Here is a 25,527-nt window from a genome sequence, read left to right as displayed (position 1 = left end):
CAACATTGGAAGGCGGTTACTCGATATGCCGCTTGAGCACGTTAAATAATATTGCGAATCATTTGCAATCTGAAAATGACGGCCGTATCGGCTCTCCCCGGGAAAAGGGGAGAATGACCATGTCGATACCATTGTTGCTGCTGGCTGCCGCCGGCGCCGCTTCTACTGCGCCAAGTGACGCTGGATCGGTCGAGGAGCCCACGCGCGACGCCATCATCGTCACCGGGCTGCGCGAGGAAGCGACCGAAGGAACTGGCAGCTATACCGCCAAATCCAGCAAGACTGCGACCAAATTGCCGCTGACCCTGCGTGAAACGCCGCAGTCGGTAACGATCGTCACGCGCCAGCGGCTGGACGATTTGCAGATGATCAATGTGACCGACGTGGTGAAATTCACGCCCGGCCTGTTCCTGAACAGCGGCAATGGCCCAGGGCGGCCGGCGTTCAATGCGCGCGGCTTCGACATTGACAATATCATGTATGATGGCTTGCCCAGCCGCTATCAGGGGCATGTCGTTGGCTTGCAGGCCAACCTGGCGATTTTCGACCGGGTGGAGGTGGTGCGCGGGGCCACGGGCCTGATCACCGGCAGCGGCAATCCGTCCGCTGCGATCAACATGGTGCGCAAGCGGCCGCAACGCGCCTTCCACATGGACCTGACGGCGGCGGCGGGCAGTTGGGACAATTATCGCGGCGAAATCGACATGGGCGGGCCGGTCAATGACGATGGAACGCTGCGCGTGCGCACTATCGGCAGCTATCAGGACAGCAGCAGTTTTCGCGATGGCGAGAAAATCCATCGCGGGCTGATCCACGCCATCGCCGAATATGATGTCGGGCCGGACACGTTGCTGATGATCGGCGCGACGCATCAGGATGATTTCTACAACAGCTTCTGGGGCGGCCTGCCGCTGAGCGCCACCGGCGCGCATCTGGACCTGCCGCGCTCCATCCGTCCGTCCAACGACTGGGAGGGTAAATGGCAGAAGGCCAACAGCCTGTTTGGCGAAATCCGCCAGAATCTGGGCAGTGACTGGCAGGTCCGGGTGGCGGGGATGAAGACATGGCAGGACGCCATTTTCTCCGGCTCCTACATCTATCGCCGCGATACCGACCTGTCGCTGACGCAGAGCATCTATCAGGCGAGCTATAAGGAAAATCAGGCGGGTGTGGACCTCTATGCCGGCGGCCCGCTGACGCTGCTGGGGCGCAAGCATGACATCATATTGGGGGCGAGCTGGCGCGAGACGGATACGATCACGCAAAATTATTCGCCCAGCGGCGTGGTGGCCGGCACGATCGATATCTTCAATTTCGATCCTGCGGCGATGGCGCGGCCGGATTTCCGCGCGACCACGGCCAGTCGCAACATCATTACCCAGAAAGGCGCCTATGCATCGGTGCGGTTGAACCCGGCCGATCCGCTGAAGATCATAGTGGGCGGGCGGCTCGACTGGTATGATTATGACAATGTCACGGCGGCAACCGGCGATTATCGGGTGAATGCGCACAAGACGCTTTATGCCGGCGTGCTGTTGGACTTGGACCGGCATCACACCCTTTATGCCAGCTATACCGATGTGTTCCAGCCGCAGAGCGCCAAGGGCTTTGCCGCCGATGTGGGATCGCAGCAGATATTGGCCCCGATCCTGGGCAAAAATTATGAGGTCGGGCTGAAGGGCGAATATCTGGACGGGCGGGTCAATGCGACGATCGCCCTGTTCCAGGTCGACCAGACCAACCGGGCGATCGTGCCGACCGACCAGAGCGGATGCCCCAGCTTCCCGGCCAGTTCCTGTTCGGTGGCGGCGGGGCTGGTGCGCAGCAAGGGCGTGGAGGCCGAAGTGCAGGGCGAACCGCTGGCCGGATGGCAGCTGTCGGCTGGCTGGTCCTATGTCCGTGCCCGCTATGTCGAGGGGATCAACCCCACCAATGAAAGCCGGGTGTTCGACACCGATTATCCGGCGCATATCGTGAAGCTGTCATCCTTTTACACCTTGCCGGGGAGGTTGGACCGCTTCCGGGTGGGGGCGTCGCTCCACTGGCAAAGCCGCATCTATAATCAGAGTCTGCGGGGGAGTAATTTCAACAATGTCCCCTTCCTGGTCGAGCAGCGCGCCTATGCCGTCGCGGACCTGATGGCGGCGGTGAAGATCAACCCGCGCGTCGACCTCCAGGTGAACGTCAACAATGTGTTCGACAGCACTTATTACAAAGCGGTGGGCTATGACATTCGCTGGGGCTCGGTCGACGCCTATGGCGACCCGCGCAACGTGATGGCGACGTTGCGCGCACGCCTGTAGGGTCATCGATCCCAGGGGAAGGCGAGTGCGGGCCGGTTGGCGAAGCGCGTCATGGCGATGGTCAGGCGCGCGCCGCATCCCGGCTCCAGTCTTATGGTCATGTCGCGGCCGTTGATAGCCATGGTGCGGCCGTCCAGCGTCACCGTGTCGATACGATGTTCGGCATAGGCGCCGCCCTGTATCGTGACGCTGCGCGGGCGTTGGCCGATGTTGATGAGCGTCACGTCGGTCTGCCCGTCACTCATGCTGTGAACCAGCGCGCTCACATCGGCGGGAACGCCCGCGCGCCGCGCCGCCGGATCGAAATAGCGCAGCCGGCAATGGAGCGGCACGCCGCCCTGTGGCGGCGAGGTTTTCGACCAGGGCGGGCGCGCGATGTGCAGGCCGCCGGTCATCAGCTGGACCAGCGCCTTGACGCTGGCGGGGTTGATGTCGATCGGCCAGTCGGCGAGCCGGGTCTGCGGCGTGGTGGTGTCGGCCTGTCGCGCGGCGACGCGGTCGGCCACGCGCTTGAGATCCGCACCAAGCGCCTGTTCGGGATAGGCAGGATTGCGCCCCTCCAGAAAGGCGATCCATGGATCATCGCCGGCGTTGGCGCGATCCTGCGGCTTTTGCGTCATATACCAGATTTCAAAGCCATTGGTGCGCACCGGGCCGGGCTTCCAGCCATACCAGCCTTCGGCCCCATACATGGTGGGGGCGCTCATGACGCCATCGATCAGGCGGGAGGCATTGTTGAGCCGGTCGGCCTGCCGCCGCCACAGGTCGATATAGGCCATGTCGCCGCTCATCAGCAGCCCACCCATGAAGGCGGTGATGGAGCGGGACACGCGATTGCGATTTTCGCGCACCCCGGTTTGCGGCACGCGGGGGGAAAAGCCCCAGCCATAGACGCCGCGCCACCAATCGTCCCCGACCGTGCCGTCGGGGCGGACATGGCTGGGCAGAATATCGTCATTGCGCGCGGCGCGCTCCGCCCAGGCGGACAGATAGTCGAGCGCCCAGGCGCGGAAACGATCGCCGCCGCCCAGCGCATAGGCGTTGAGGCCCAGCGTCGTCGCCTGAAGATTGAGGGGATTGTCGCCGACGACATCGCCATATTCGGCATAATGGTCGAGCGTTTCCTGATAGTTGCGCTCGCCATGCTCCATGTGGAAGGGCGTGGGATCGAACGGATCGCCGGCCCAGTCGAGCGGTGTGGCCTGTCGCAGCATCGGGCCGCGGCTGCCGTTGAGCAGGCTGCGGATCATGCGGCGCTGGGGGTCGTAATTGTGGACGGCGGGATCGCGGCCGGTGTAGAAATCGGCATAGCGGCGGGTGCGCGCCAGCAGCCGGGCGTCGCGGGGCATGGACAGGCCCATGACGTTGAAGCTGGTCAGCCCCTCCGCATTATGCTGCCAGTCCATCTGTACCGGAAATTCGCGGTGGTACATGCCCTGCCGCGCGATCGGCACATCGGTCGTACGGGCGGCGGTGAACTGGCGTAAATGCCCTTCCCAGAAGCGGTCGGCCAGCGTTTTGATGCGGTCGCTGCCGCCCAGCGCGTGGAGCAGGAACCAGTCGTTGGTCGCTTCGGCCGCATCGTCCGGCCCATCATTGGCGCCCCATCGTTCGAACACTTTCAGCTGGTCGCGCCGATCAACATAGGCGGCGTAGAAGGCTTCGCAGGCGGCGGCGTTGGCGTCCAGCAACTGGCGCTGGAGCGTGGCCCATGTCGGGGCCGCCATCGGCGTGGCGGCGATCAAGGTGGCAGGCTGCGTGCGGGCCTGAGCGGGAAGGGCGACGGTGGCGGCGGCGGCGACGCCCAGAAAATGCCGGCGATCGATGTGCATCAGGCCAGCTCCAGCCGGCGGATCGGCCCGACGATCACGGTGAAGGCGAAGATGGTGAGCAGGCAATGGGCGCCCACGAACACCAGGGCCAGGTCGAAAGAGCCGGTGACGGCGACGATATAGCCCACGACGATCGGGGTGACGATGCCGGCCATGTTCCCGAACATGTTGAACACGCCGCCCGACAGGCCAGCCAGTTGCTTGGGCGCGACGTCCGCCATCACCGCCCAGCCGAGCGAGGCGATGCCCTTGCCGAAGAAGGCGATCGCCATCAGGGTCACGACCAGCCATTCGGCCTCCACCCAGACGCAGGCGATGATCAGCGTCGCCAGCACCATGCCGACGATCAGCGGCCCCTTGCGCGCCAGATCGATCGATCCGGTGCGGCGCAGGATGAAGTCGGAAGCGAAGCCGCCCACGAGGCCGCCGGCAAAGCCGCACAGCGCCGGCGCAGCGGCGGCAAAGCCTGCCTCCATGATGTTGAGGCCGCGTTCCTTGACCAGATAGATGGGGAACCAGGTGACAAAGAAATAGGTCAGGACATTGATGCAATATTGGCCGAGATAAATGCCCAGCATCATCCGGTTGGCCAGCAGCTGACGCACATTGGGCCAGGTGAAGGTGGGCGTGCGGCTTGCGTTGGCGCCGGCATCCTCCATGTGGATGAGGCCGCCGCCTGCCTCGATATGCGCCAGTTCCGCCCCGTTGATCGACGGGTGCCGGGCGGGGCTGTGGATGAAGCGCAGGAAAAGCGCGGTCGCCACCAGTCCCAGCGCGCCCATGACCCAGAAGACCGACCGCCAGCCAAAGCTGTGGACCAGCCAGCCCATCAGCGGCGCAAAGGCGACGAGCGAGAAATATTGCGCGCTGTTGAAAATGGCGGACGCGGTGCCGCGCTCCGCACCGGGGAACCATGCTGCGACCAGTCGGGCGTTGCCGGGAAAGGAGGGCGCTTCCGCCGCGCCCACCAGAAAGCGCAGCGCAAACAGCGTCGCCACCACCGGCAGGCCGGCGATCAGGCCGACGGTGCCCTGAACGGCGGTGAAGAGCGACCAGATGGCGATTGCGCCGGCATAGATTTTCTTGGTGCCGAACCGATCGAGCAATGCGCCGCCGGGAATTTGCGCCAGCACATAGGCCCAGGCGAAGGCGGACAGGATGAAGCCGGTCTGCACCGGCGACAGGCCCAGTTCGCCGCTGGCGGCATTGCCGGCGATGGAGAAGGTTGCGCGATCGGCATAGTTGATCGAGGTGATCAGGAAGATCAATGCTATGATGCGATGGCGCACATGGGTTGGACGCTGGCTGGTCGATAGGGCGGCGGCCTGGGTCAAAACACTCTCCTGCTGGCGCCGCCCGTCTGTCGAAGCGGTCAAGGGTCTGGAGGAAAAGGCTAACCCGAGGAAGGGCTTTGGTCCAAGTCCAAATGCGGCATGATCAAGCTATTTCTTGGCATAATATGCAGTTGACCACCGGTGTCCATTTGCAATCAGTGCAAGATGTGCATCGATTCATGCCGGATTGAGGTTGGCATATCGCCACTTTGCGGGTCTATCCAAGAGTGACCGACCCGGCGCCGACGCCGGGCATGATGATTAGGGGAGTGAGAAGGCCATGAATGGCACCCGTCGACTGAAATCCTGCCTGAGCCTGTCCAGCGCCGCCGTCGCGCTGCTCTTTGCGCCCCATGCGCTGGCGCAGGAGCAGGCCCCGCCGCAGGACGATGCCCCCGTCGCCGACATCGTCGTCACCGGTTTCCGCGCCAGCCTGAACAATGCGCTGGCGGTCAAGCGCAACGAAACCGCTACGGTCGATGCGATCAAGGCGGAGGATATTGCCGAATTTCCTGACCTGAACCTTGCGGAATCGCTCCAGCGCATTCCCGGCGTGGCGATCAGCCGCGTCAATGGTGAGGGCCGCAACATCTCCGTACGTGGTCTGGGCGCCGAATATACCCGCGTGCGCATCAATGGCATGGAGGCGATCGGCACCACCGGCGGCACCGACAATTCGGGCGGCGTGAACCGGGGGCGCGGCTTCGACTTCAACATCTTCTCGTCCGACCTCTTCAGCAACCTGTCGGTGCGCAAGACCGCGACCGCCGATGTCGAGGAAGGCTCGCTGGGCGGCACGGTCGACCTCCAGACTTCGCGCCCGCTCGATTACAAGAAGCCCACGGCGGTTCTCTCCGCCGCCGCGAGCTACAACGACCTGAGCGAAAAGACGACGCCGCGCCTGTCCGGGCTGGTCGCGACCCAGACCGACGACGGCCGTTTCGGCGTGCTGCTGTCGGTCGCCTATGAAGAACGCAAGATCAAGGAAGAAGGCGCGAACATCACCCGCTGGACCTATGGCGGGTTCAACGGCGGCTTCAATGCGGCGTCGACCCTGCCCGGCTACACGATCGGCCAGATCAACGACAGCAACCCGGACACCGCGCTGTTCCATCCGCGCATTCCGGGTCTGGTCAGCTATGATATTTCGCAAAAGCGGCTGGGCGCGGCCGGATCGGTCCAGTTCAAGCCGACAGATCGCACCCTGCTGTCGATCGACGGCCTCTATTCGCGGCTGGACGGCACGCGCAAGGAAGCGCAGTTGCAGGCGATCAGCTTCAGCCGGTCGGGCACCGGCAAGCCGCAGACCATCATCCGCGATGGTGTGGTGGACGACAATAACAACATCGTCAGCGGCACGTTCGACAATGTCGATCTGCGATCGCAAGCGCGTTATGATGTGCTGAAAACCGAATTTTATCAGGTTACGGGATCGGTCGAGCATGAGTTCACCGATCGACTGAAAGTCTTTGCGATGGGCGGCTACGCCAGTTCGGAATTCACCAATCCGATCCAGACCACGGTGACGATCGACGCGATCAACACCGGCAATTACCAATATGATTTCTCCAGCCGCTTCCCGATGATCTCGCCGGGCGTGGACGTTGCCAATCCGGCCACCTGGAGCTTCATCAACGGCACGTCGGAAGTCCGCATCCGCCCGCAGACGGTGAGCAACGCCTTCACCACCGCCAAGGGCCATGTGGAATGGGAAGCGATTGATGGCATCACCTTCAAGGCGGGGCTGGACTGGCGCAAGTTCGAATATGACTCGACCGAACGCCGCCGCCTGTCGGGCGAAAGCGTCATCGCGCCGCTGACCGCCGCGCAACTGGCCGGCATGACCACCCTCTATTCGGGCTTTGGCAAGGGGCTGAACATCCCCGCCGGCACGCCGACCGCCTGGATCGTGCCCGACCTCAACGCCTTCATCGAACAGGGCGGCATTTACAGCAATCCGCTCTACGCCACCGGCGGGATCGAGAATGCAACGGCGCGCGGCTCCTATATCAATGTGACCGAAGAGGATACCGGCGTCTGGGGCATGACCCAGTTCAACTTGCAGGATATTGCCGGGGTGCCGATCCGTGGCGACATTGGCCTGCGCTATGTGAAGACCGACCAGTTTTCCAGCGGCTATGCCAGCCAGGGTACGGCGATCAATCTGGTGACGGCCGATCGCAGCTACAAGCGCTGGCTGCCGTCGTTCAATCTGGTCGGCAACATCACCGATAATTTGCAGGTCCGCTTCGCCGCCGCAAAGACGCTGGCCCGCGCGGGCATCGCTTCGCTGACGCCGGGCGGCAACCTGAACGTATCGGGCGGCAACCGCAGCTTCAGTTCGGGCAACCCGGACCTGAAACCCACATCGTCGAAAAATCTGGATGCGTCGATCGAATGGTATCCGATGCCGGGCGCCATCTATGCCGTGTCCGCCTTCCGCAAGGATATTGGCAGCTTCGCCCAGACGCTCAGCGTGGGCGTGCCCTATAGCAGCCTGGGCCTGCCCGATGCGTTGCTGAATGGCACGACGGCGTCGCCCACCGACATCTTCATCGTCAGCCAGCCGGTCAATTCGGATGGCGGTATCCTGAAGGGCTTCGAAATCAACGTGCAGCAGCCCTTCAGCTTCCTGCCCGGCATATTGGCCAATTTCGGCGTGATGGCCAACTATACCTATGTGAAGTCCAACATCGAATATCTGACCTCCGCCAATGGCGCGACGTCGGTTACGGCTCCGCTGGTCGGCCTGTCCAAGCAGGCCGCCAACGCCACCCTCTATTATGAGGACAAGAAGTTCCAGATCCGCGGATCGGTGGCCTATCGTTCCAAATATCTGACTGCCGTGCCGGGCACCGAAGGCAATGCCTATAACGGGACCAACAGCACGCTGAACGTCGACGCCCAGGCCAGCTACAACATCACCGAAAAAATGAAGGTGAGCATCGAGGCGATCAACATCACCGATACCAAGAATGACCAGTTTGTCGACGAAACCAACCGCCTGAATGTGCTGACGCACAGCGGTCGCCAATTCAACTTAGGCGTGCGCTACAGCTTCTGATCCTTTCCTCCCTCCCTGGAGGCTGAATGCGCCCCGCGCCGGTTGCCCAAATGGGCGGCCGGCGTATTTTTTTGGTGAAGAATGGCTGATCTTCTTCAGCGCTCGGAACCATGGCGCGGGCCATGCCATTGACCGGGCATGACCCGCAAAATCCTCTTGCCCCTGATCGCCGCCCTGCTGTGCAGTGCGCAGGCGCCGTTGCCGCCCAGTCCGCAGGACATATATGGTCCCCTGTTTGAAGCGGTGCAGGCGCAGCGCGTGTTTCCCGACGGGAAGAGCTTTGTGGACGCGACGCCGCGTGAGGCGCCCGACGCGATCATGGCCGCCTATCGCAGGGATGCGCCCCGCGACAAGGACGCGTTGCATGCCTTTGTCCTGCGCCATTTCGATGTGCCGGGGGAGGCCGCGCCTGCGCAGAAGACATTGACCGGGCATATTCGCGCGCTGTGGCCGCAACTGACCCGGCCGGCGCTGGAGCCGGCGGCCGGATCGAGCGCGCTGGCGCTGCCTGCGCCCTATGTCGTGCCTGGCGGGCGGTTTCGCGAAATCTATTATTGGGACAGCTATTTCACCATGCTGGGGCTGAAGGCCGACGGGCAGGATGCGCTGATCGCGTCGATGCTGGCCAATTTTGAAAGCCTGATTGATCGCTATGGCCATATTCCTAACGGCACGCGGACCTATTATCTCAGTCGGTCGCAGCCGCCCTTCCTGTCGCAGATGATCGATCTGGCCGGCGATGCTAATCCGGCGAGCGGGGCGCGGCACCTGGCGGCGCTGCGGGCGGAACATCGTTTCTGGATGGCGGAAAGCGAGACGGCACAAAAGGACGGCGCAGCGCGGCGTGTGGTGCGCATGCCCGATGGCAGCCTGCTCAACCGCTATTGGGACGACAGGGATGACCCGCGCGACGAAAGCTGGGCGGAGGATGTCGCAACCGCGCGGGAAAGCAACCGGCCGCGTGCGGAAATCTATCGCCATTTGCGTGCTGGGGCGGAAAGCGGATGGGATTTTTCTTCCCGCTGGCTCGCCGATCCGGCGCGGCTGGCGACGATCCGCACCACCGACATCGTCCCGATCGACCTTAACAGTCTGCTCTGGGCAATGGAGCGAAACATCGCCCGGCGCTGCCGCGCGGCGGGGGACGAAGCCTGTGCTGATGATTATGACCGGGCTTCGGTCCAGAGAGAGCGGGCGATTGATCGCTACCTTTGGGTGGCGCGGGACGGGCGCTTTGCCGATTGGGACCGGGTGACAGGTCGGCCCACGGCGATCCTGTCGGCGGCCACGCTCTACCCCCTGTTCGTTGGCATGGCGGACAAGGTGCAGGCGGCCAAAGTGGCGCGCACCGTGCGCGCCCGACTGGTGGCGTCGGGCGGGTTGCGCACGACAGAAATCGAGAGCGGCCAGCAATGGGACCGGCCCAATGGCTGGGCGCCGCTGCAATGGATCGCGATTGCAGGATTGGAGCGCTATGGCGAAGCGCAACTGGCGCGGACCATCGCGGCGGGATGGGTGCGCACGGTCGACACCGCCTTTCGATCCACCGGCAAGATGCTGGAAAAATATGATGTGGAGCAGCATCGGCCCGGCGGCGGCGGAGAATATCCGTTGCAGGACGGCTTTGGCTGGACCAACGGCGTGACCCGCGCGATCCTGGAGCGCTATCCGGCGCTGACGCCATCAGATAATCCATAACGTTAAGGCATGGGTCGGGCAGTCGGCACGGCTTATCCGGTTGGGGCCGACATGGGATGATGGCGATCCAGCAGGAGGTTCATCATGTCCAACGCCATCGCCACGGTTTCGCTCAGCGGCACGCTGGAGGAAAAGCTGCGCGCCGCCGCTGCGGCCGGCTTTGCCGGGGTCGAGATTTTCGAGAATGACCTGATCGGATCGTCGCTGTCGCCGCGCGCCGTGCGGGGGATGCTGGACGATCTGGGCCTGGCCTGCATGCTCTATCAGCCGTTCCGCGATTTTGAAGGGATGCCGGGCCATCTGCGCCAGCGCGCCATGGATCGCGCCGAACGCAAGTTCGACCTGATGGGAGAATTAGGAGCGGATCGCATCCTCGTCTGCTCCAACTGTTCGCCGGTGTCGCTGGGCGAGCGGGCGCGGATTGTCGATGATTTCCGCGAACTGGGCGAACGGGCGGCGAAGCGCGGCATCCTGGCCGGTTATGAGGCGCTGGCCTGGGGCCGCCATGTGTTTGACCATCGCGACGTCTGGTCGATCGTGGAACAAGTCGACCATCCCAATATCGGCATCATTCTGGACAGTTACCATTCGCTGTCGCGCAAGATACCGAGCGAGAGCATCAGCCAGATACGCGGCGACAAGATCGTCTTCGTGCAACTGGCCGATGCGCCGTTGCTGGACATGGACCTGCTCTATTGGAGCCGCCATTTCCGCAATCTGCCGGGGCAGGGCGGGCTGGATGTCGATAGCTATGTCGCGGAGATTTTGCGGACCGGCTATGACGGGCCATTTTCGCTGGAAATCTTCAATGATCGTTTCCGGTCGAACAGCGCGACGTTGGTGGCGGAGGACGGGCATCGTTCGCTAAACTATGTGCGCGATGCTGCGCTGCGCCAGTTGGGCCTCGAAACGACCATGCCCGCGCCGCAACCTGTGCTGGCGGCCGAATTTGTCGAATTTACCGCCGATGGGGTCGAATCTGCGCGACTGGGCAGCACGCTGGCGACGCTGGGCTTCACGCTGGCGGGCGAGCATCGGCAGAAGAAGGTGACGCGCTGGCGGCAGGGCGGCGTCAATCTGGTCATCAATGCCGAGCCGAAAGGCTTTGCCAGCGCCTATCGCGCTGCCCATGGCCCGTCCATCTGCGCCATCGGCGTGCGGGTGAAGGACAAGGCGGCTGTGCTGGCGCGTGCGGCGGCGCTGGGCATCCGCGCCTATAGCCCGGAGGGGCGGCCGGGGCGCATGGCGATGCCGGCATTGCGCGGCGTTGGTGGCAGTCTGGTCTATCTGATCGACGATAATGAGGTGGAAGGGCTGTGGGCGCGGGAGTTCGTCGCGCTCGACATGGAGCCGGATGCGCCCGTTCATGCGCGCGGCTTCGACCATCTGGCCGCGGTGGTGCATGAGGATGAATTCCTGTCCTGGCAGCTTTACTGGCGTGCGCTGTTCGGGCTGGAGGCGAAGGCGGCGCAGGATGTGATCGACCCGTCCGGTCTGGTGCACAGTCAGGCATTGCAGTCGCCCGATGGCGGCTTCCGGGTCACGCTCAATGCATCGGATGCGCGTCAGACCTTGTCGTCACGCTTTCTGGAGCAAGGCATTGGCGGCGGCTATCAGCATATCGCGATCACCACCGACGATATTTTCGCGACCGCCCGGGCGCTGCGCGACAGCGGGGCGGCGATGCTGGCGATCCCGGACAATTATCATGCCGATCTGGCTGCGCGTTTCGGCTTTGACGACGCCATGATCGCGCGCATGGCGCAGCTTGGCATCCTGTATGACGAGGATGCGGAGGGCAATGGCTTCTGGCAACTGTACAGCCGCGCCTTCGACAAGCTGTTCTTCTTTGAAATCGTGCAGCGTGATCCGGCCTATACAGGCTATGGCGCGCCCAATGCCGGGGTGAGGCTGGCGGCGCAGAACCGTTTCCGCGATGACAGCCTGATCGATTGAACGCTGCTCAGAGAATGAGTTTAACTGTTAGCCCGCCCACCACGGCGTCGGGATAGCGGCTGGTGGCGCCGACGCGGTGGATATATTGCAGATTGGGTCGCAGCAGCAGCGATCGGGTCGCCTGCCAGCCATAAAATAGCTCCCCGCTGGCCTCCCATGTCTGAACGTCAACTGCCTGCCCCAGCGATTGTTGGTCGCGCTGGCGATCGGCGATGCGCGGATTGACGCGGGCATAGACGAGGCCGACGCCGAAATTATCCTTGGGTCGGCTGTCCCATGGCCCACGCGCAACGAAGCCGCCGCTCAGGAAGAAGGGGACGCGCGCGGTGTGCTTGTCCGATAGGGTCATGGTGCCGAACAATGCCAGCCCGCGGTCGCCAGAGCCAAAGCGCGCGATCATCTTTTCACCCATGATCCAGGCGCTCCACCGTTCCTGCCGTATTGCGGGGGCAAGGCCGGACAGGGCATAGCTGTTGCCGTTCGCATCGTCGCGCACATCGGGCTTGTCGGTTGTGTCGACCAGCCCGCCGACGCGCAGCAGTCCGGGCAGGCCGCCATCCTGCTGGCCGAACTTCCAGCCCAGCTCGACGGGCAGCACGAAACTGTCGAAACGGGGCGCGAGTTGCCAGCCGCTGCCGGTCTGCGCGCGATAGGCGTTCACTTCGAAAGCGGCCACCGTGACGGTCAGGTTCCTGGCAATTTCCTGCCGGGCGCGCACGCCCCAGCGCGGGATGGGGAAGCCCGAAAAGCCGCTATTGTAGAAGAGCGTCGTCGGCCGCGGGCAGAAGGCGAAATTCTGGAACTGGCAGCCCGATGGCAGCGTCGCGAAATCATCCCCGGTATGATAGAGGCCGATTTTCAGTGCGGTCTTGCCGCCGTTCAACTGCTGTTCGTAACTGAGTTCGGCCGGGCGCAGATCCTGTCCGCCGCCGAATAATTCCTGCACTTCGAACAGATTGCCGATGCGGGTGGCGGTCAGATCCTCCCCTTTGCGATGGATGATGGTGGCGATGATCTTGCCGCCGTCCAGCCCGAAGGCCTTGCCGGTGTCGACAACCGCCGACGCCAGCAATTGCTGGGTGTAGGCGGCGCCCTGATCGCGTCCGCCGCTGATCGATGCCGCGCTTTCGGAGACGTAGGAAAAGGTGAGGGTGACGCCCTTGTCCTTCAGGCGCGTGCGCCAGCCGGGGTGGGTGTCCGTCGTGGGCGGCGGCGTCTGCGGGCCGGCGGGAGGCCCCGATTGTGCGGTCGCGGCAGCGGCGACCTGCACCGGCTGGACGAGAATGACGGGCGGGGCGGGGGGAGTGTCGGCGATCATGCGGCGGCCCTGCGCTGTGTGTCGCGTGCGAAATCCGCCAGCATGCGCGCGCTGTCCGGCTCGATTCCGGTGAACTGGGCAAAGGCGTGTGCCGCCTGCATCACCGCCATGCCGCCGCCATTCAATGTTGCGCATCCTTTTGCCTGCGCCGCAGCGAGCAGGGGCGTCTGGAGCGGGAAATAGATGATGTCCGATACCCATTGGTCGGGGTGCAACAGGTCGGGATCGAAGGGCAGGCCGGGATGGCTTTCCATGCCGATGGGGGAGGTCTGGACCACGCCATCCGCGCCGGTGATCGCATCGGCGGTGCTGGTGGCGATGACCTGCGCGCGCGGGAACAGCGCGCCCAGGCGATCGGCCAGCGCTGCTGCGCGATCCTGCGCAGGGTCGGCAATGGCCAGGCGGGCCGCACCGAGATCGAGATGGGCATAGCCTACCGCCGCCGCTGCGCCGCCCGCGCCGATCAGGGCGATGTGCGACCGCCGTCGATCGCCAAGGCCGGCCAGGAAGTGCGTGCGATAGCCCGACCAGTCCGTATTGTCGCCAAAGGCTTTGCCGTCTTCGAACAGGATCGTGTTGACTGCGCCGATCGCCCGGGCTGCGTCGGACAGGCTGTCGAGCAGCGGCATCACATCCTGCTTGAAGGGATGGGTGACGTTGAGGCCGTCAAAGCCCATCGCCTGAAACATCGGCAGCAACCGGGGCAGATCGCTGGCGTCATAGCCCATCGGCTCGCCGTCGAGGATGCGATAGACCATGGTCAAGCCCAGCGCGCGCGCTTCGCCTTCATGCATTTGCGGGCTGCGCGATCCGGCGACGCCGCTGCCGATCAGACCGCAGAGAATGGACGCGACGGGTCGCCCCGCATCGATAACGGGTTGATGGATCATGATATTCTGGTCCTTCAGATGAGGGAGCGTCAGTCGGCCTTGGGCAGGCGGATCAGTGCGGCGCAGATGCCCGCCAGCACCACCGGCACCGCAAAAATGCCGAAGATGATCGACAGCGACACCTTGGCCGCCAGCAGGAAGCCGCCCAGCATCGGCCCGATCACCGCGCCGATCCGACCCATGCCCATGGCCCAGCCTATGCCGGTGCCGCGCGCTTCAGGGGGATAGAGGCTGGCGGCGAGCGGATAACAGCCGTTGAAGCCGCCCTGCACGAACACGCCAATCATAAATGCGGTGGCAAGTGTCGCGGCAAGTGGCATGGCGACCGATCCGAACAGCACCAGCGCGGCGGCGGCCAGCAGCATATAAGTCAGGATCAGCTTGCGCAGGTCAAAGCGCATGGCGACCAGCCCGATGGAGGATGTGCCGACGAAAGCGCCGATATTGTAGATCGCCCCGGCATAGATGGCGTCGGTCGCGGGCAGACCGGCCTCGATCGCCAGCTTGGGAATCCAACTGATGACGAAGTAGAGTGTCATAAAGCTGAAGATGATGGCGAACCACAGCAGGATTGTGCCGAAGGCGCGTCCTTCGTTCAGCAGGCCGCGCACGCCGGCATGCTGCGTTTCGCTGACATTACGGGCGGGCAGCGCATCCAGCCGAGGCTGGCCGATGGAGACAAGCAGGCGATTGGCCTTGTCCAGCGCGCCTGCGGGCTGGCGGCTTAACAGGAAGGCGATCGATTCCGGCAGCAACAGCCAGACCAGGGGAATGGCGGCCGCGCACAGGATCGCCGCGCCAAGCAGCATCGCCTGCCAGCCATGGGTGCCGACATGGCTGGCGACGATAAAGCCGGTGAGGGTGGCGCCAACCGGATAGCCAGCCTGGAGGAAGCCGACAGCAAAGGTGCGATGCTTGGCGGGGGCATATTCAGCCGTAAGCGCCGCCATGCTGGCCAGCACCGTGCCGATGCCGATGCCCACGATGAAACGGCTGGCGATCAGTTCGCCGATGGACGTCGCGATGCCCGATCCGAACATCGCGGCGGCCATCATGATGAGCGAGGCAAGGATCAGCTTGCGGCGGCCGAAGCGATCGGCCAGCGGCGCGATGAGCAGGCCGCCCGCCGCCATGCCGGCAAGTCCCGCGCTGAACACCACGCCCAGGCTTTCGGGGCTGACCTGCCAGTCGGCGGACAGGGCCGGCGCGACATAGGAGAGGATCAGCACATCCATGCCGTCCAGCATGTTAAGGATGAAGCAGATGGCGACGACCAGAATCTGACGCGCGGTCCATCGAGAGCCGGAGGCCGGCGGCGCGGCGTTGTCCACCGTGACATAAGGACGCACCGACACCGTTCCGGTGGGGGAATAGCTGGCCATGAACAATGACGCCTTTCATCCTCTCGGGGGACGCAATGCGCCCCAATACTTTACGCAACCCGGTGGCCTGTCGGCTTCTATTCTGCGGGTGTGCTTCCGTCGGCCTTTCCCTACGCAATTTCCACTAGGTCAATCATTGTCCTCTATGCCCTTATGTTATGCCATGACGGGGGAGCTTCATCAGCGTGCTGCGGGCAATCTCCTCAAATGTCTCACCGATGATGGCGCGCGGGGATTCAAGATTCCGGTTGATGTAGACCGGCAGCAATCCGGATTCTTCGAACTCCAGGAAGCGCACCGTGTCGGCATGGGGCTGCATGGCGGTGAAGCTGTCGACCAGCGCAATGCCCATGCCGCTGGCGACGAAAGCGACGGCGGTTTCGGCGAAGCGGATATAGGTGGATACGTCCAGATCCAGCCCCGCTTTGGCGAACATGTCGGCGATGATGCGGCCATGGGGTGTGTCGGGGCGAAAGGATTGCAATTGTTCGCCAGCTATGTCGGCGACGCTAATCCGCTCCCGATCCGCCAGCCGGTGACTGGTCGGTACGGCGCACACCATGCGCCCTGCGCCGATCCGGCTGGATAATATGTTAGGATGGTCGATCGGGAAGACGCTCAGCGCATATTCGCCGCGTTGCAGCGCCAGATAGTCGCCGGCCTGCTCGACCGACAATATGTCAAACTGAATGGTGAGGCCGGGATAGTTGGCGGTCAGCCGACCCAGCATCTGCGGCACGACCGAATGGCCAAGCGAAGGCGATGCGCCCACGCGGAAGGTGCGATCTTCTCCCTTGGCGAGCCGCTGGATGACATGGCCAAGGTCATCGAACCCTTTGTAAATGCGTTCGATTTCATCGAACAGGATGCGTGCTTCCTGCGTGGGGACGAGGCGACCGCGGGTGCGGTCGAACAGGCGAAAACGCAGCCTGTCCTCCATATGCGCCAGCATCCGGCTGAGACCCGGCTGCGAAGTGCCCAGCATGCGGGCCGCCCCGTTGACCGTCTTGGTAATCATCACCGCGCGGAATATCTCTATCTGTCTTACGGTCAGCATGGGGTATTCTTGGCCAAGCAGGAAAGCATGCGCCTCTGCTACTCCAGTGGAGCGTCAAGGAACAGCGCAAAGCCGGACCGACGATCCCCCCTTAAAAAAGAAACGGCGCCGATAGTGCCCGGCGCCGTTCCAAAATCCGATCTGATATCCAGATTAGCCGACGATGAACTCGGCATTGGTCATTGCCAGTCCGGTGCCGATCTGCGCGAACAGCACCGCCGCGCCCGCGCCATTGCCGTCGGCATCATAATAGAGGCCGCCATTGCTGCTGTTGTAGATGATCCGATCATCCGCATCATGCGCGCTTGCACCGATGTAAAAGGCGTTGGCGGACAATGTGCCGGCTGACAGGGTGGTGAAGATCGCATCGTCCAGCTGGATGCTGTCGTCCGCCACGACATAGTCGAGAATGCGGTCAACATTGCTGGAGCCCAGTGCGCTGTCGAAGACGAATGTATCCGCCCCGTCGCCGCCCGTCAGCGTGTCGTTGCCAGCACCGCCGATCAGCGTGTCGTTACCAGCGCCGCCGAGCATGCGGTCGCCGCCGCCCAGGCCCGACAGGATATTGTTCCCGTCATTGCCGGTCAGCGTATTGACGCGCCCGTTGCCGGTGGCGTCGATATTGGCAGTGCCCGTCAGGCTGAGGAACTCGACGATCCGGCCAGTCAGGGCGTAGGATACGGAGGAGAAGATGCGATCGGACCCGGCATTGTCGGCTTCGATTACATTGTCATTCACATTGTCGACATAATAGGTGTCGTCGCCAAGGCCACCAGTCAGCGTATCCGCGCCCGCACCACCGTCCAGCGTGTTGTTGCCACCATCGCCGGTCAGCGTGTCGTTGAAGGCGGAGCCGACCAGCTTTTCGATACTGATGAGCGTGTCGGTGCCCGCGCCGCCGGTGTTCTGGGCCGTGGTGATACCCAGATTGACGGTTACGGCGCCGGTGGCGTCGATGTAGGTGGCGGTGTCGGTATGGGCGCCGCCATTCAAGATGTCGTTGCCCGCGCCGCCATTCAATATGTCCGCGCCATTACCGCCATTCAACGTGTCGTTTCCACCAAGACCCGAAAGGCTGTTGCCATTGCCATTGCCGTTGATGACGTTGGCGCGGCCATTGCCAATGCCGTCAATGGCATCGGATCCGGTGAGCGACAGGGTTTCCACCAGTCGCGCTGTCAGGTCGTAGCTCACCGAAGCGTAGATGGTGTCGTTGCCGGCCCCATCGGCTTCAATCACATTGTCGAGGACGTTGTCGACATAATAGACGTCGTCGCCCAGTCCGCCGTTTAGTGTGTCGGCACCGGTCCCGCCGTTCAGCGTATCGTTGCCTGTCGAGCCGGTGATGATGTTTGCCAAGACATTGCCGATCAGCGTCTGGCCGGTGGTCACCGTGCCGGTGAGATTTTCGACATTGGCGGCCAGCGTGTAGGTGGCGAGGCTGGTGCGAACTTCGTCCGTGCCTTCCCCCGCCAGTTCGGTCAGGACGTCGCTGAGGCTGTCGACGATATAGACATCGTCGCCCATGCCGCCGGTCAATATGTCATTGCCTGCGCCGCCATCCAGCATGTCGTTGCCAGCGCCGCCGTTCAGCGTGTCGTTGCCGTCCAGCCCCGACAGGATGTTGTTGCCGCTATTGCCGTTGAGGATATTGGCCCGGCCGTTGCCGGTGGCGTCGATGTTGGACGATCCGGTCAGGGTCAGCGTTTCGACGATACGGCCCGCCAGCGTGTAGGACACCGACGAATAGATGATGTCCGTACCTGCCCCGTCGGCTTCCACCACATTGTCGCCGACATTGTCGACATAATAGGTGTCGTTGCCCGCGCCGCCGGCCATGATGTCGGCTCCCGTGCCGCCATCGATGACATTGTCGGCGCTGCTGCCGGTCAGGCTGTCGGCGAAGGACGATCCGATCAGGTTTTCGATGTTGGATACCGTGTCGCTGCCCGATCCGCCAGTATTCTGCGCCGTCGTGAGCGCCAGGCTGATCGTGACCGCGGCGGTCGCATCCGCATAGGTCAGCGTGTCGATACCCGCACCGCCGTCCATCACATCGTTGCCGGCGCCGCCATTGAGCAGATCATTGCCATTGCCGCCGCTCAGCGTGTCATTTCCGGCAAGGCCGCTCAGCGTATCTGCGCCGGTTCCGCCAGTGATGACATTGCCCAGGCTGTTGCCTGTCAGCGTCTGGCCGGTGGTGGCCGTGCCAGTCAGATTTTCGACATTGGCGCCGAGCGTATAAGTGGCCAGTGCGGTCTGGATCAGATCGGTGCCCTCGCCCGAGGCTTCGGTCACGACATCGCCGACATTGTCGACGACATAGGTGTCGTTGCCAAGGCCACCCGCCATAGTGTCGGCCCCGGTGCCGCCATTCAGCGTGTCATTGCCGTTGCCGCCGGTGATGACATTGGCGCTGCTGTTGCCGGTCAGGCTCTGACCAGTGGCGGCGATGCCGGTGAGATTTTCGAGATTGGCGCCCAAGGTGTAGCTGGCGAGCGTGGTGCGGATCTCATCCGTCCCCTGACCGGCCGATTCAGTAACCGTGTCGCTCGCATTGTCGACATAATAAATGTCGTTGCCAAGACCGCCGGTCATGCTGTCGGCGCCAGTGCCGCCGTCGATGATGTCGTTGCCGATGGTGCCGGCTATGATGTTAGCCAGATTATTGCCAGTCAGCGTCTGCCCGGTCGTGCCGGTGGCCGTCAGCCTCTCCACATTGGCGGTGAGTGTATAGCTGGACAGGGCTGTACGCACTTCATCCGTGCCTTCGCCCGATGCCTCGGTAACGACATCGCCCGCATTGTCGACGGTGTAGACATCATTGCCCGCGCCGCCAGCCATGCTGTCGGCGCCAGTACCGCCGTCAATGCTGTCATTGCCGCTGCCGCCCGTGATGACATTGGCCAGGCTGTTGCCGGTCAGGGTCTGGCCGGTGGTAGCAGTGCCGGTGAGATTTTCGACATTGGCGCCGAGCGTATAGGTGGCCAGCGTCGTGCGAACTTCGTCAGTGCCTGCGCCCGATGCTTCGGTGACGACGTCGCCGGCATTGTCTACGATGTAGATGTCGTCGCCGGTGCCGCCCACCATCGTGTCTGCGCCGGTGCCGCCGTTCAGCGTGTCATTGCCGGCGCCACCGTTCAGCGTGTCATTGCCGGCGCCGGTCGTGATCGTGTTGGCCAGACCGTTGCCGGTCAGCGTCTGCGCCGTGGCGGCGGTGCCGATCAGATTTTCGACATTGGCGGCCAGCGTGTAGCTCGCCAGCGCGGTGCGTACGGTGTCCGTGCCTTGCCCGGCCGCTTCCGTGACGACGTCGCCGGCATTATCGACGATGTAGGTGTCGTTGCCCGCGCCACCGATCATGGTGTCGGCTCCTGCCGCGCCATTCAGCGTGTCGTTACCGCTGCCGCCAGTGATGATGTTGGCCACGCTGTTGCCGGTCAAGGTCTGGCCGGTCGACAGCAGGCCGGTCAAGCGCTCCAGGTTGGTTCCCAGGGTGTAGGTGGCGAGCGTGGTGCGGACTTCGTCCGTGCCTTCGCCGGCCAGTTCGGTGATGACGTCACCGACATTGTCGACGGTGTAGACGTCATTGCCAGCGCCACCGATCATGGCGTCCGCGCCTGCGCCGCCATCGATCCGGTTGGCGGTTGCCGTGCCGGTCAGCGTATCATTCTGCGCCGAACCGATCAGATTTTCAAAGCCACTGATATAGTCGTAGCCGCTGCCGGCATCATACCATGTGCCCTGATTGGTATTGAGTGAGAAGGTGATCGCGTTGGAGGAGGATGCGAAGCTGAACGTGTCATTGCCGTTGACGCCGCCGCTGAACTGCTCCCAGTCGACGCCATCACCGCCGTCGATGACGTCATTGCCCGCGCCGCCGTTGATGTAATCCTGCAGCGATCCGCCGGTGATGCTGTCATTGCCGGCGCCGCTCTCGATGCTGATGCGCTCGACGTTGGTGAGCGTCGTACCCTGTCCAACGAAGGTGGAGGTAGCGTCTGCCGTCTGGTTCAGCGTGAAACTGATGTCGGCCGTGTTTGTGGAGAAATCACCGGTGAAATAATCGGTGCCGCCACCGCCATTGAACGCGACGACGGCGTTGGCATAGGCGGTGAAGTTGCCTTCGCCGCTACCGAACAGGACGGTCAGTGTCTCGATATTCTGGGCGTTGACGCTGTAGCCGTAGCCATAGTCGTAGGCGTACATGGAATTACTGCCAGCGCCATACCAATAGCCATATTGGGAATAGCCGTCGCTGGCCGACCAGTTGATGGTCATGCTGTCGCTGCCGTCGCCGGCATTGAAAGTGCCCGATGTAGCGATCTGGAAACTGTCGTTGCCGCTGCCAGTGGTCAGTTGCAGATTTTCCACATTGGTAATGCTGCCACCATTGGACAGGGCGTAGACGCCAGCGCTTTCCGTGACGGTCAACGCCGAGGTCAGATCACCATATTGACCATACCAATAGTCATAATCGGCACCGCCATCGACCGTATCAACACCATTGCTGTAGATGTTATCGTTGCCTGCGCCGCCATTGATGCTGTTGGTGCCACTGCCTACACGGATCGTGTCATTGAGCGCGCCGGCGGTGATGCTGTCATTGCCGCTGCCGGTGGTGACGTCGATCCGCTCCACATTGGTGAGCGTGCTGCCCTGATTGACGAAGGTCGAGGTGGAACCCGCCGTCTGGTTCAGCGTGAAGCTGATATTCGCCGTGCTGGTGGAGAAGTCGCCATAGAACATGTCAGTCCCTGCGCCACCATTAAAGGCGACTACAGCATTGTTATAGGCGGTAAAGCTGCCATCACCGCTGCCGAACAGAACCGTCAATGCTTCAATGTTGGAGGCGCTGACGTTGTAGCCATAGCCATAATCATAGGCATAGAGGCTGTTGCCGGCGCCATACCAATAACCATATTGGGAATATCCGTCGCTAGCCGACCAGTTGATTGTCATGCTGTCGGTGCCATCGCCGGCATTGAACGTGCCCGATGTGGCGATCTGGAAACTGTCATTGCCGCTGCCGGTGGTCAGTTGCAGATTTTCGACATTGGAAATGCTGCCGCCGTTGGACAGGGTGTAGACGCCAGCGCTTTCGGTGACGTTCAGCGCCGTGGTCAGAGCGCCATATTGACCATACCAATAGTCATAGTCTGCGCCGCCGTTCACGGTGTCGACGCCGCTGCTGTAGATGCTGTCGTTGCCCGCGCCGCCATTGACGCTGTTCGTGCCCGTGCCCGCGCGAATGGTGTCAACCAGCGATCCGCCGGTGATGCTGTCATTGCCGCTGCCGGTGCTGACGTCCAGCCTCTCGACATTAGTGAGCGTGCTGCCCTGATTGACGAAGGTGGAGGTGGCGTCCGCCGTTTCGTTCAGCGTGAAACTGATATTCGCGGTGCTGGTCGAAAAATCTCCCGTGAACAAATCATTGCCCGCGCCGCCATTGAAGGCGACAACGGCATTATTGTAGACAGCGAAGCTGCCGTCGCCGCTGCCGAAGCGAACGGTCAACGCTTCGATATTGGAGGCGCTGACACTGTAGCCATAGCCATAGTCATAGGCATAAAGGCTATTACCGGCGCCATACCAATAGCCATATTGGGAATAGCCGTCGCTGGCCGACCAGTTGATGGTCATGCTGTCAGTGCCATCGCCGGCATTGAACGTACCCGACGTCGCGATCTGGAAACTGTCGTTGCCGGTGCCGGTGGTCAGGTGCAGATTTTCGACATTAGTGACGCTGCCGCCGTTGGACAGGGTGTAGACGCCCGCGCTTTCGGTGACATTCAGTGCCGTGGTCAGGTCGCCATATTGGCCGTACCAATAATCATAGTCGGCCCCGCCATTCACGGTGTCGGCACCGCTGCTGTAAAGGGTGTCGTTGCCAGCCGCGCCATTGACGCTGTTCGTGCCCGCGCCGGCGCGAATAGTGTCGTTGCTGGACCCGCCGGTAATGCTGTCATTGCCGGTGCCGGTGGTGATGTCGATGCGCTCGACATTGGTCAGGGTCGAGCCCTGGCCGGTAAAGGTGGACGTGGCGTTGGCGGTCTCGTTCAGGGTGAAGCTGATGTTCGCCGTGCTGGTCGAGAAGTCGCCGGTGAAGCTGTCATTGCCAGCGCCGCCGTTGAAGGCGACCACGGCATTATTATAGGCGGCGAAGCTGCTGTCGCCACTGCCGAAGCGGACGGTCAACGCTTCGATATTGGAGGCGCTGACGCTGTAGCCATATGCATAATCATAGGCGTAGAGGCTGCTGCCGGCGCCGTACCAATAGCCATATTGGGAATAGCTGTCGCTGGCCGACCAATTGATGGTCATGCTGTCCGTGCCATCGCCAGCATTGAATGTGCCGGACGTCGCGATCTGGAAACTGTCATTACCGCTGCCGGTGGTCAGTTGCAGATTTTCGACATTAGTGACGCTGCCGCCATTGGACAGAGTGTAGACGCCGGCACTTTCGGTGACGTTCAACGCCGTGGTCAGATCACCATATTGGCCGTACCAATAGTCATAATCGGCGCCGCCATTGATGGTATCGACGCCGCTGCTGTAGATGGTGTCGTTGCCTGCGCCGCCACTGACGCTGTTGGTGCCGGTGCCTACGCGAATGGTATCGGCCAGCGCGCCGCCGGTGATGCTGTCATTGCCGCTGCCGGTGGAAACGCTGATCCGCTCGACATTGGTGAGCGTCGTGCCCTGATTGACGAAGGTCGAGGTCGTGCCCGCCGTTTCGTTCAGGGTGAAGCTGATGTTTGCTGTGCTGGTGGAGAAGTCCCCTAGGAAATAGTCGGTTCCCGCGCCGCCATTGAAGGATACAACAGCATTGTTATAGATGCTGAATTCGCTGTCGCCGCTGCCGAACAATATGGTCAGGACTTCGATATTGCTGATGTAGACGGACTGGCCGCTGCCATAGTCATAGACATAGCCCGAGGATGTCGGGCCATACCAATAGCCATATTGATAATAGCCGGTGCTGGTCGACAGGTCGACCGTCAGGCTGTCGGTGCCGCCTCCGCCATTCACGTTGGAATTGCCGTCGCTCGGCGTGATGGTCCAGCTATTGTCTTCGGAGCCGCCCGTATAGTCCGTCATGTCCACACCTCATGCACAGGATGAGTTCGCGACGTCCCCGATTGGAGACTCGCTGAATATTTCGTGAACGACCCGCCGGCACCGCTCGCACGGCACGGTGCCCGATGCAAGCGGCATTATCGGGACGACGAACGATTGTCCTATTATTGGAAAAGTGACGGAGGTTGCATTTCACCGTTTTCGTTAACCATTTGGTTTTCCCCAGCCTCCGCCGAGTGCCCGGAACAGATCGACTTGCGCGAAGGAAACCGCGCGGGTTGCGGTGGCCAGATCGGCCTCGGACGCGGCCAATGTCCGTTGCGCGTCAAGCACGGTCAGGAAGTCGATCTGCCCCTCCCGTTGCCGGGCCAGGCTGATCCGGGCGGCGCGTGCCGCTTCGTCCCGCGCGGCGCTCAACGTCTGCGCCCGTTCGATCGCATGGGAATAAGCGGAGAGCGAGCGTTCCGTTTCCTCCAGCGCCTGTAGCACCGTGCCGTCGAAGGTGGCGAGGGCTGCGGCACTGTCCGCCTCCGCCGAACCAATCCGGGCGCGAATGGCCTTCTGATTGGGGAAGGCCCAACTGATCAGCGGTCCCAGTACCCAGTTAAGCGGTCCGCCACCGAACAGATTGCCGCCGCCCAGCGCCGTCGTGCCGATCGATCCGCCCAGCGTGATGCGGGGATAAAGGTCCGCCGTCGCCACGCCGATGCGAGCGGTATCCGCCGCCAGCCGCCGTTCGGCCGCGCGCACGTCGGGCCGCCGCGCCAGCAGCGCCTGTCCGTCGCCCACCGGGATCGGCAGCGAGAGTTGCGGCGTGCGGATCGCAGCCCGCACCGTATCGGGCAAATCCTGCGGTGTCCGACCGGTCAGCGTGGCGAGACGGAAGAGCGCTGCGTCCCGGTCTGCCAGCAAGGCCGGAATGGCCGCCTTCTGCTGTTCCCGAAGTGTCGTCACGCGGATGACGTCCAGCCGGTCCGATCGCCCTGCGTCGAAACGCGCGCCGGTAATACGGACGGACTGGTCGAGCAGGTCCACGGTGCGCTGGGCGACCGCCAGCCGTTCCGCCGTGGCGGTCACGTCCAGATAGGCGCGCACCGTATCGGCGATCACCGCCACGCGCACGCCATCGGCATCGGCTTGTGCGGCTGCATAGTCACCGCGTGCCGCTTCCACGCCGCGCTTTACCCGACCGAACAGGTCGACTTCGTAGCTGATGTCTAACCCGCCATCGTAAATCGTGTTTTCGCGATCGATACCCGGCAGGGATTGCGCTGCTGATGTGCGACTGCGCACGGCGGACGCGCCAAGGCTGGTCTGCGGCAGACGATCGGATTTCGCGCCGCGCAGCGATGCCCGTGCCTTCTCGATCCGCGCCACCGCCACGCGCAGGTCGGTATTGGCGGCCAGCGCATCGCCGACAAGGCTGTCGAGCAGCGGATCATTATAGAGCGTCCACCAACGATCCTGCGCGGCGGCGGCGCTGACCGCCGGGCTCGCCGCCCCGATGAAGGGGGCGGCGGTCGGCGTGGCGGGCACCTTGTAATCCGGCCCGGCGGCACAGGCCGTGAGCGCACTGGCGCCGAGCAACAGGGCAATGAAGTTGCGTGTCATGT

General features: G+C 62.9%; 12 protein-coding genes. 4 read left to right on the top strand and 8 right to left on the bottom strand.

What is annotated here, in order from left to right:
• Positions 1-119 precede the first annotated feature (119 nt).
• Positions 120-2,303: a TonB-dependent siderophore receptor gene (locus tag ACFOKF_RS20670; protein ID WP_380798392.1), complete on the top strand. Its 2,184-nt coding sequence runs from the start codon at positions 120-122 to the stop codon at positions 2,301-2,303.
• A 2-nt stretch (positions 2,304-2,305) separates the two neighbouring features.
• Here ACFOKF_RS20670 and ACFOKF_RS20665 read toward each other — a convergent pair whose 3' ends face one another.
• Positions 2,306-4,135: a hypothetical protein gene (locus ACFOKF_RS20665; RefSeq protein ID WP_380798391.1), complete on the bottom strand. Its 1,830-nt coding sequence runs from the start codon at positions 4,133-4,135 to the stop codon at positions 2,306-2,308.
• On the bottom strand, positions 4,135-5,469 hold the full coding sequence (locus ACFOKF_RS20660) for an MFS transporter (protein WP_380798390.1): 1,335 nt from the start codon (positions 5,467-5,469) through the stop codon (positions 4,135-4,137). Before ACFOKF_RS20660 ends, ACFOKF_RS20665 begins: the two co-directional genes overlap by 1 nt.
• A 280-nt stretch (positions 5,470-5,749) precedes the next feature.
• Between ACFOKF_RS20660 and ACFOKF_RS20655 the strand changes: the two genes are divergently transcribed.
• The 3 genes from ACFOKF_RS20655 to ACFOKF_RS20645 all read left to right on the top strand — a co-directional run bounded on the left by ACFOKF_RS20655 (position 5,750) and on the right by ACFOKF_RS20645 (position 12,187).
• Positions 5,750-8,533, top strand: a complete 2,784-nt coding sequence (locus ACFOKF_RS20655; protein ID WP_380798388.1) for a TonB-dependent receptor — start codon at positions 5,750-5,752, stop codon at positions 8,531-8,533.
• A 138-nt stretch (positions 8,534-8,671) separates the two neighbouring features.
• The gene (treF, locus tag ACFOKF_RS20650) at positions 8,672-10,231 is read left to right on the top strand and encodes an alpha,alpha-trehalase TreF (RefSeq protein ID WP_380798387.1); all 1,560 of its coding nucleotides are present in this window, start codon (positions 8,672-8,674) and stop codon (positions 10,229-10,231) included.
• An 84-nt stretch (positions 10,232-10,315) separates the two neighbouring features.
• Positions 10,316-12,187 (top strand): bifunctional sugar phosphate isomerase/epimerase/4-hydroxyphenylpyruvate dioxygenase family protein, encoded by a 1,872-nt coding sequence (locus ACFOKF_RS20645; RefSeq protein WP_380798385.1) that lies wholly within the window; start codon positions 10,316-10,318, stop codon positions 12,185-12,187.
• Between the two features lie 7 nt (positions 12,188-12,194).
• Here ACFOKF_RS20645 and ACFOKF_RS20640 read toward each other — a convergent pair whose 3' ends face one another.
• The 6 genes from ACFOKF_RS20640 to ACFOKF_RS20615 all read right to left on the bottom strand — a co-directional run bounded on the left by ACFOKF_RS20640 (position 12,195) and on the right by ACFOKF_RS20615 (position 25,525).
• Positions 12,195-13,505 carry a carbohydrate porin gene (locus tag ACFOKF_RS20640; RefSeq protein ID WP_380798384.1) on the bottom strand — a complete coding sequence of 437 codons (1,311 nt, stop codon included), beginning with the start codon at positions 13,503-13,505 and terminating at the stop codon, positions 12,195-12,197.
• Positions 13,502-14,395, bottom strand: a complete 894-nt coding sequence (locus tag ACFOKF_RS20635) for a shikimate dehydrogenase (protein ID WP_380798383.1) — start codon at positions 14,393-14,395, stop codon at positions 13,502-13,504. Before ACFOKF_RS20635 ends, ACFOKF_RS20640 begins: the two co-directional genes overlap by 4 nt.
• A gap of 29 nt (positions 14,396-14,424) precedes the next feature.
• Positions 14,425-15,777 carry an MFS transporter gene (locus tag ACFOKF_RS20630; RefSeq protein WP_380798382.1) on the bottom strand — a complete coding sequence of 451 codons (1,353 nt, stop codon included), beginning with the start codon at positions 15,775-15,777 and terminating at the stop codon, positions 14,425-14,427.
• A gap of 151 nt (positions 15,778-15,928) precedes the next feature.
• Positions 15,929-16,834 carry a LysR substrate-binding domain-containing protein gene (locus ACFOKF_RS20625; RefSeq protein ID WP_380798380.1) on the bottom strand — a complete coding sequence of 302 codons (906 nt, stop codon included), beginning with the start codon at positions 16,832-16,834 and terminating at the stop codon, positions 15,929-15,931.
• 153 nt (positions 16,835-16,987) lie between these two features.
• Positions 16,988-23,935, bottom strand: a complete 6,948-nt coding sequence (locus tag ACFOKF_RS20620; protein ID WP_380798379.1) for a hypothetical protein — start codon at positions 23,933-23,935, stop codon at positions 16,988-16,990.
• A 183-nt stretch (positions 23,936-24,118) separates the two neighbouring features.
• Entirely contained in the window at positions 24,119-25,525 is a 1,407-nt protein-coding gene (locus ACFOKF_RS20615; RefSeq protein ID WP_380798377.1) for an efflux transporter outer membrane subunit, read from the bottom strand.
• Positions 25,526-25,527: the final 2 nt, after the last annotated feature.

Source organism: Sphingobium rhizovicinum, assembly GCF_042647625.1.
GTDB lineage: Bacteria > Pseudomonadota > Alphaproteobacteria > Sphingomonadales > Sphingomonadaceae > Sphingobium > Sphingobium rhizovicinum.
This window is presented reverse-complemented; position numbering and strand designations above follow the sequence as displayed.

Bases quoted from the DNA above. Each gene is read 5' to 3' on its own strand.
- ACFOKF_RS20625 (WP_380798380.1), bottom strand. From the start codon at position 16,834: ATGCTGACCGTAAGACAGATAGAGATATTCCGCGCGGTGATGATTACC.
- treF (WP_380798387.1), top strand. From the start codon at position 8,672: ATGACCCGCAAAATCCTCTTGCCCCTGATCGCCGCCCTGCTGTGCAGT.
- ACFOKF_RS20635 (WP_380798383.1), bottom strand. From the start codon at position 14,395: ATGATCCATCAACCCGTTATCGATGCGGGGCGACCCGTCGCGTCCATT.
- ACFOKF_RS20640 (WP_380798384.1), bottom strand. From the start codon at position 13,505: ATGATCGCCGACACTCCCCCCGCCCCGCCCGTCATTCTCGTCCAGCCG.
- ACFOKF_RS20665 (WP_380798391.1), bottom strand. From the start codon at position 4,135: ATGCACATCGATCGCCGGCATTTTCTGGGCGTCGCCGCCGCCGCCACC.
- ACFOKF_RS20655 (WP_380798388.1), top strand. From the start codon at position 5,750: ATGAATGGCACCCGTCGACTGAAATCCTGCCTGAGCCTGTCCAGCGCC.
- ACFOKF_RS20615 (WP_380798377.1), bottom strand. From the start codon at position 25,525: ATGACACGCAACTTCATTGCCCTGTTGCTCGGCGCCAGTGCGCTCACG.
- ACFOKF_RS20630 (WP_380798382.1), bottom strand. From the start codon at position 15,777: ATGGCCAGCTATTCCCCCACCGGAACGGTGTCGGTGCGTCCTTATGTC.
- ACFOKF_RS20670 (WP_380798392.1), top strand. From the start codon at position 120: ATGTCGATACCATTGTTGCTGCTGGCTGCCGCCGGCGCCGCTTCTACT.
- ACFOKF_RS20620 (WP_380798379.1), bottom strand. From the start codon at position 23,935: ATGACGGACTATACGGGCGGCTCCGAAGACAATAGCTGGACCATCACG.
- ACFOKF_RS20645 (WP_380798385.1), top strand. From the start codon at position 10,316: ATGTCCAACGCCATCGCCACGGTTTCGCTCAGCGGCACGCTGGAGGAA.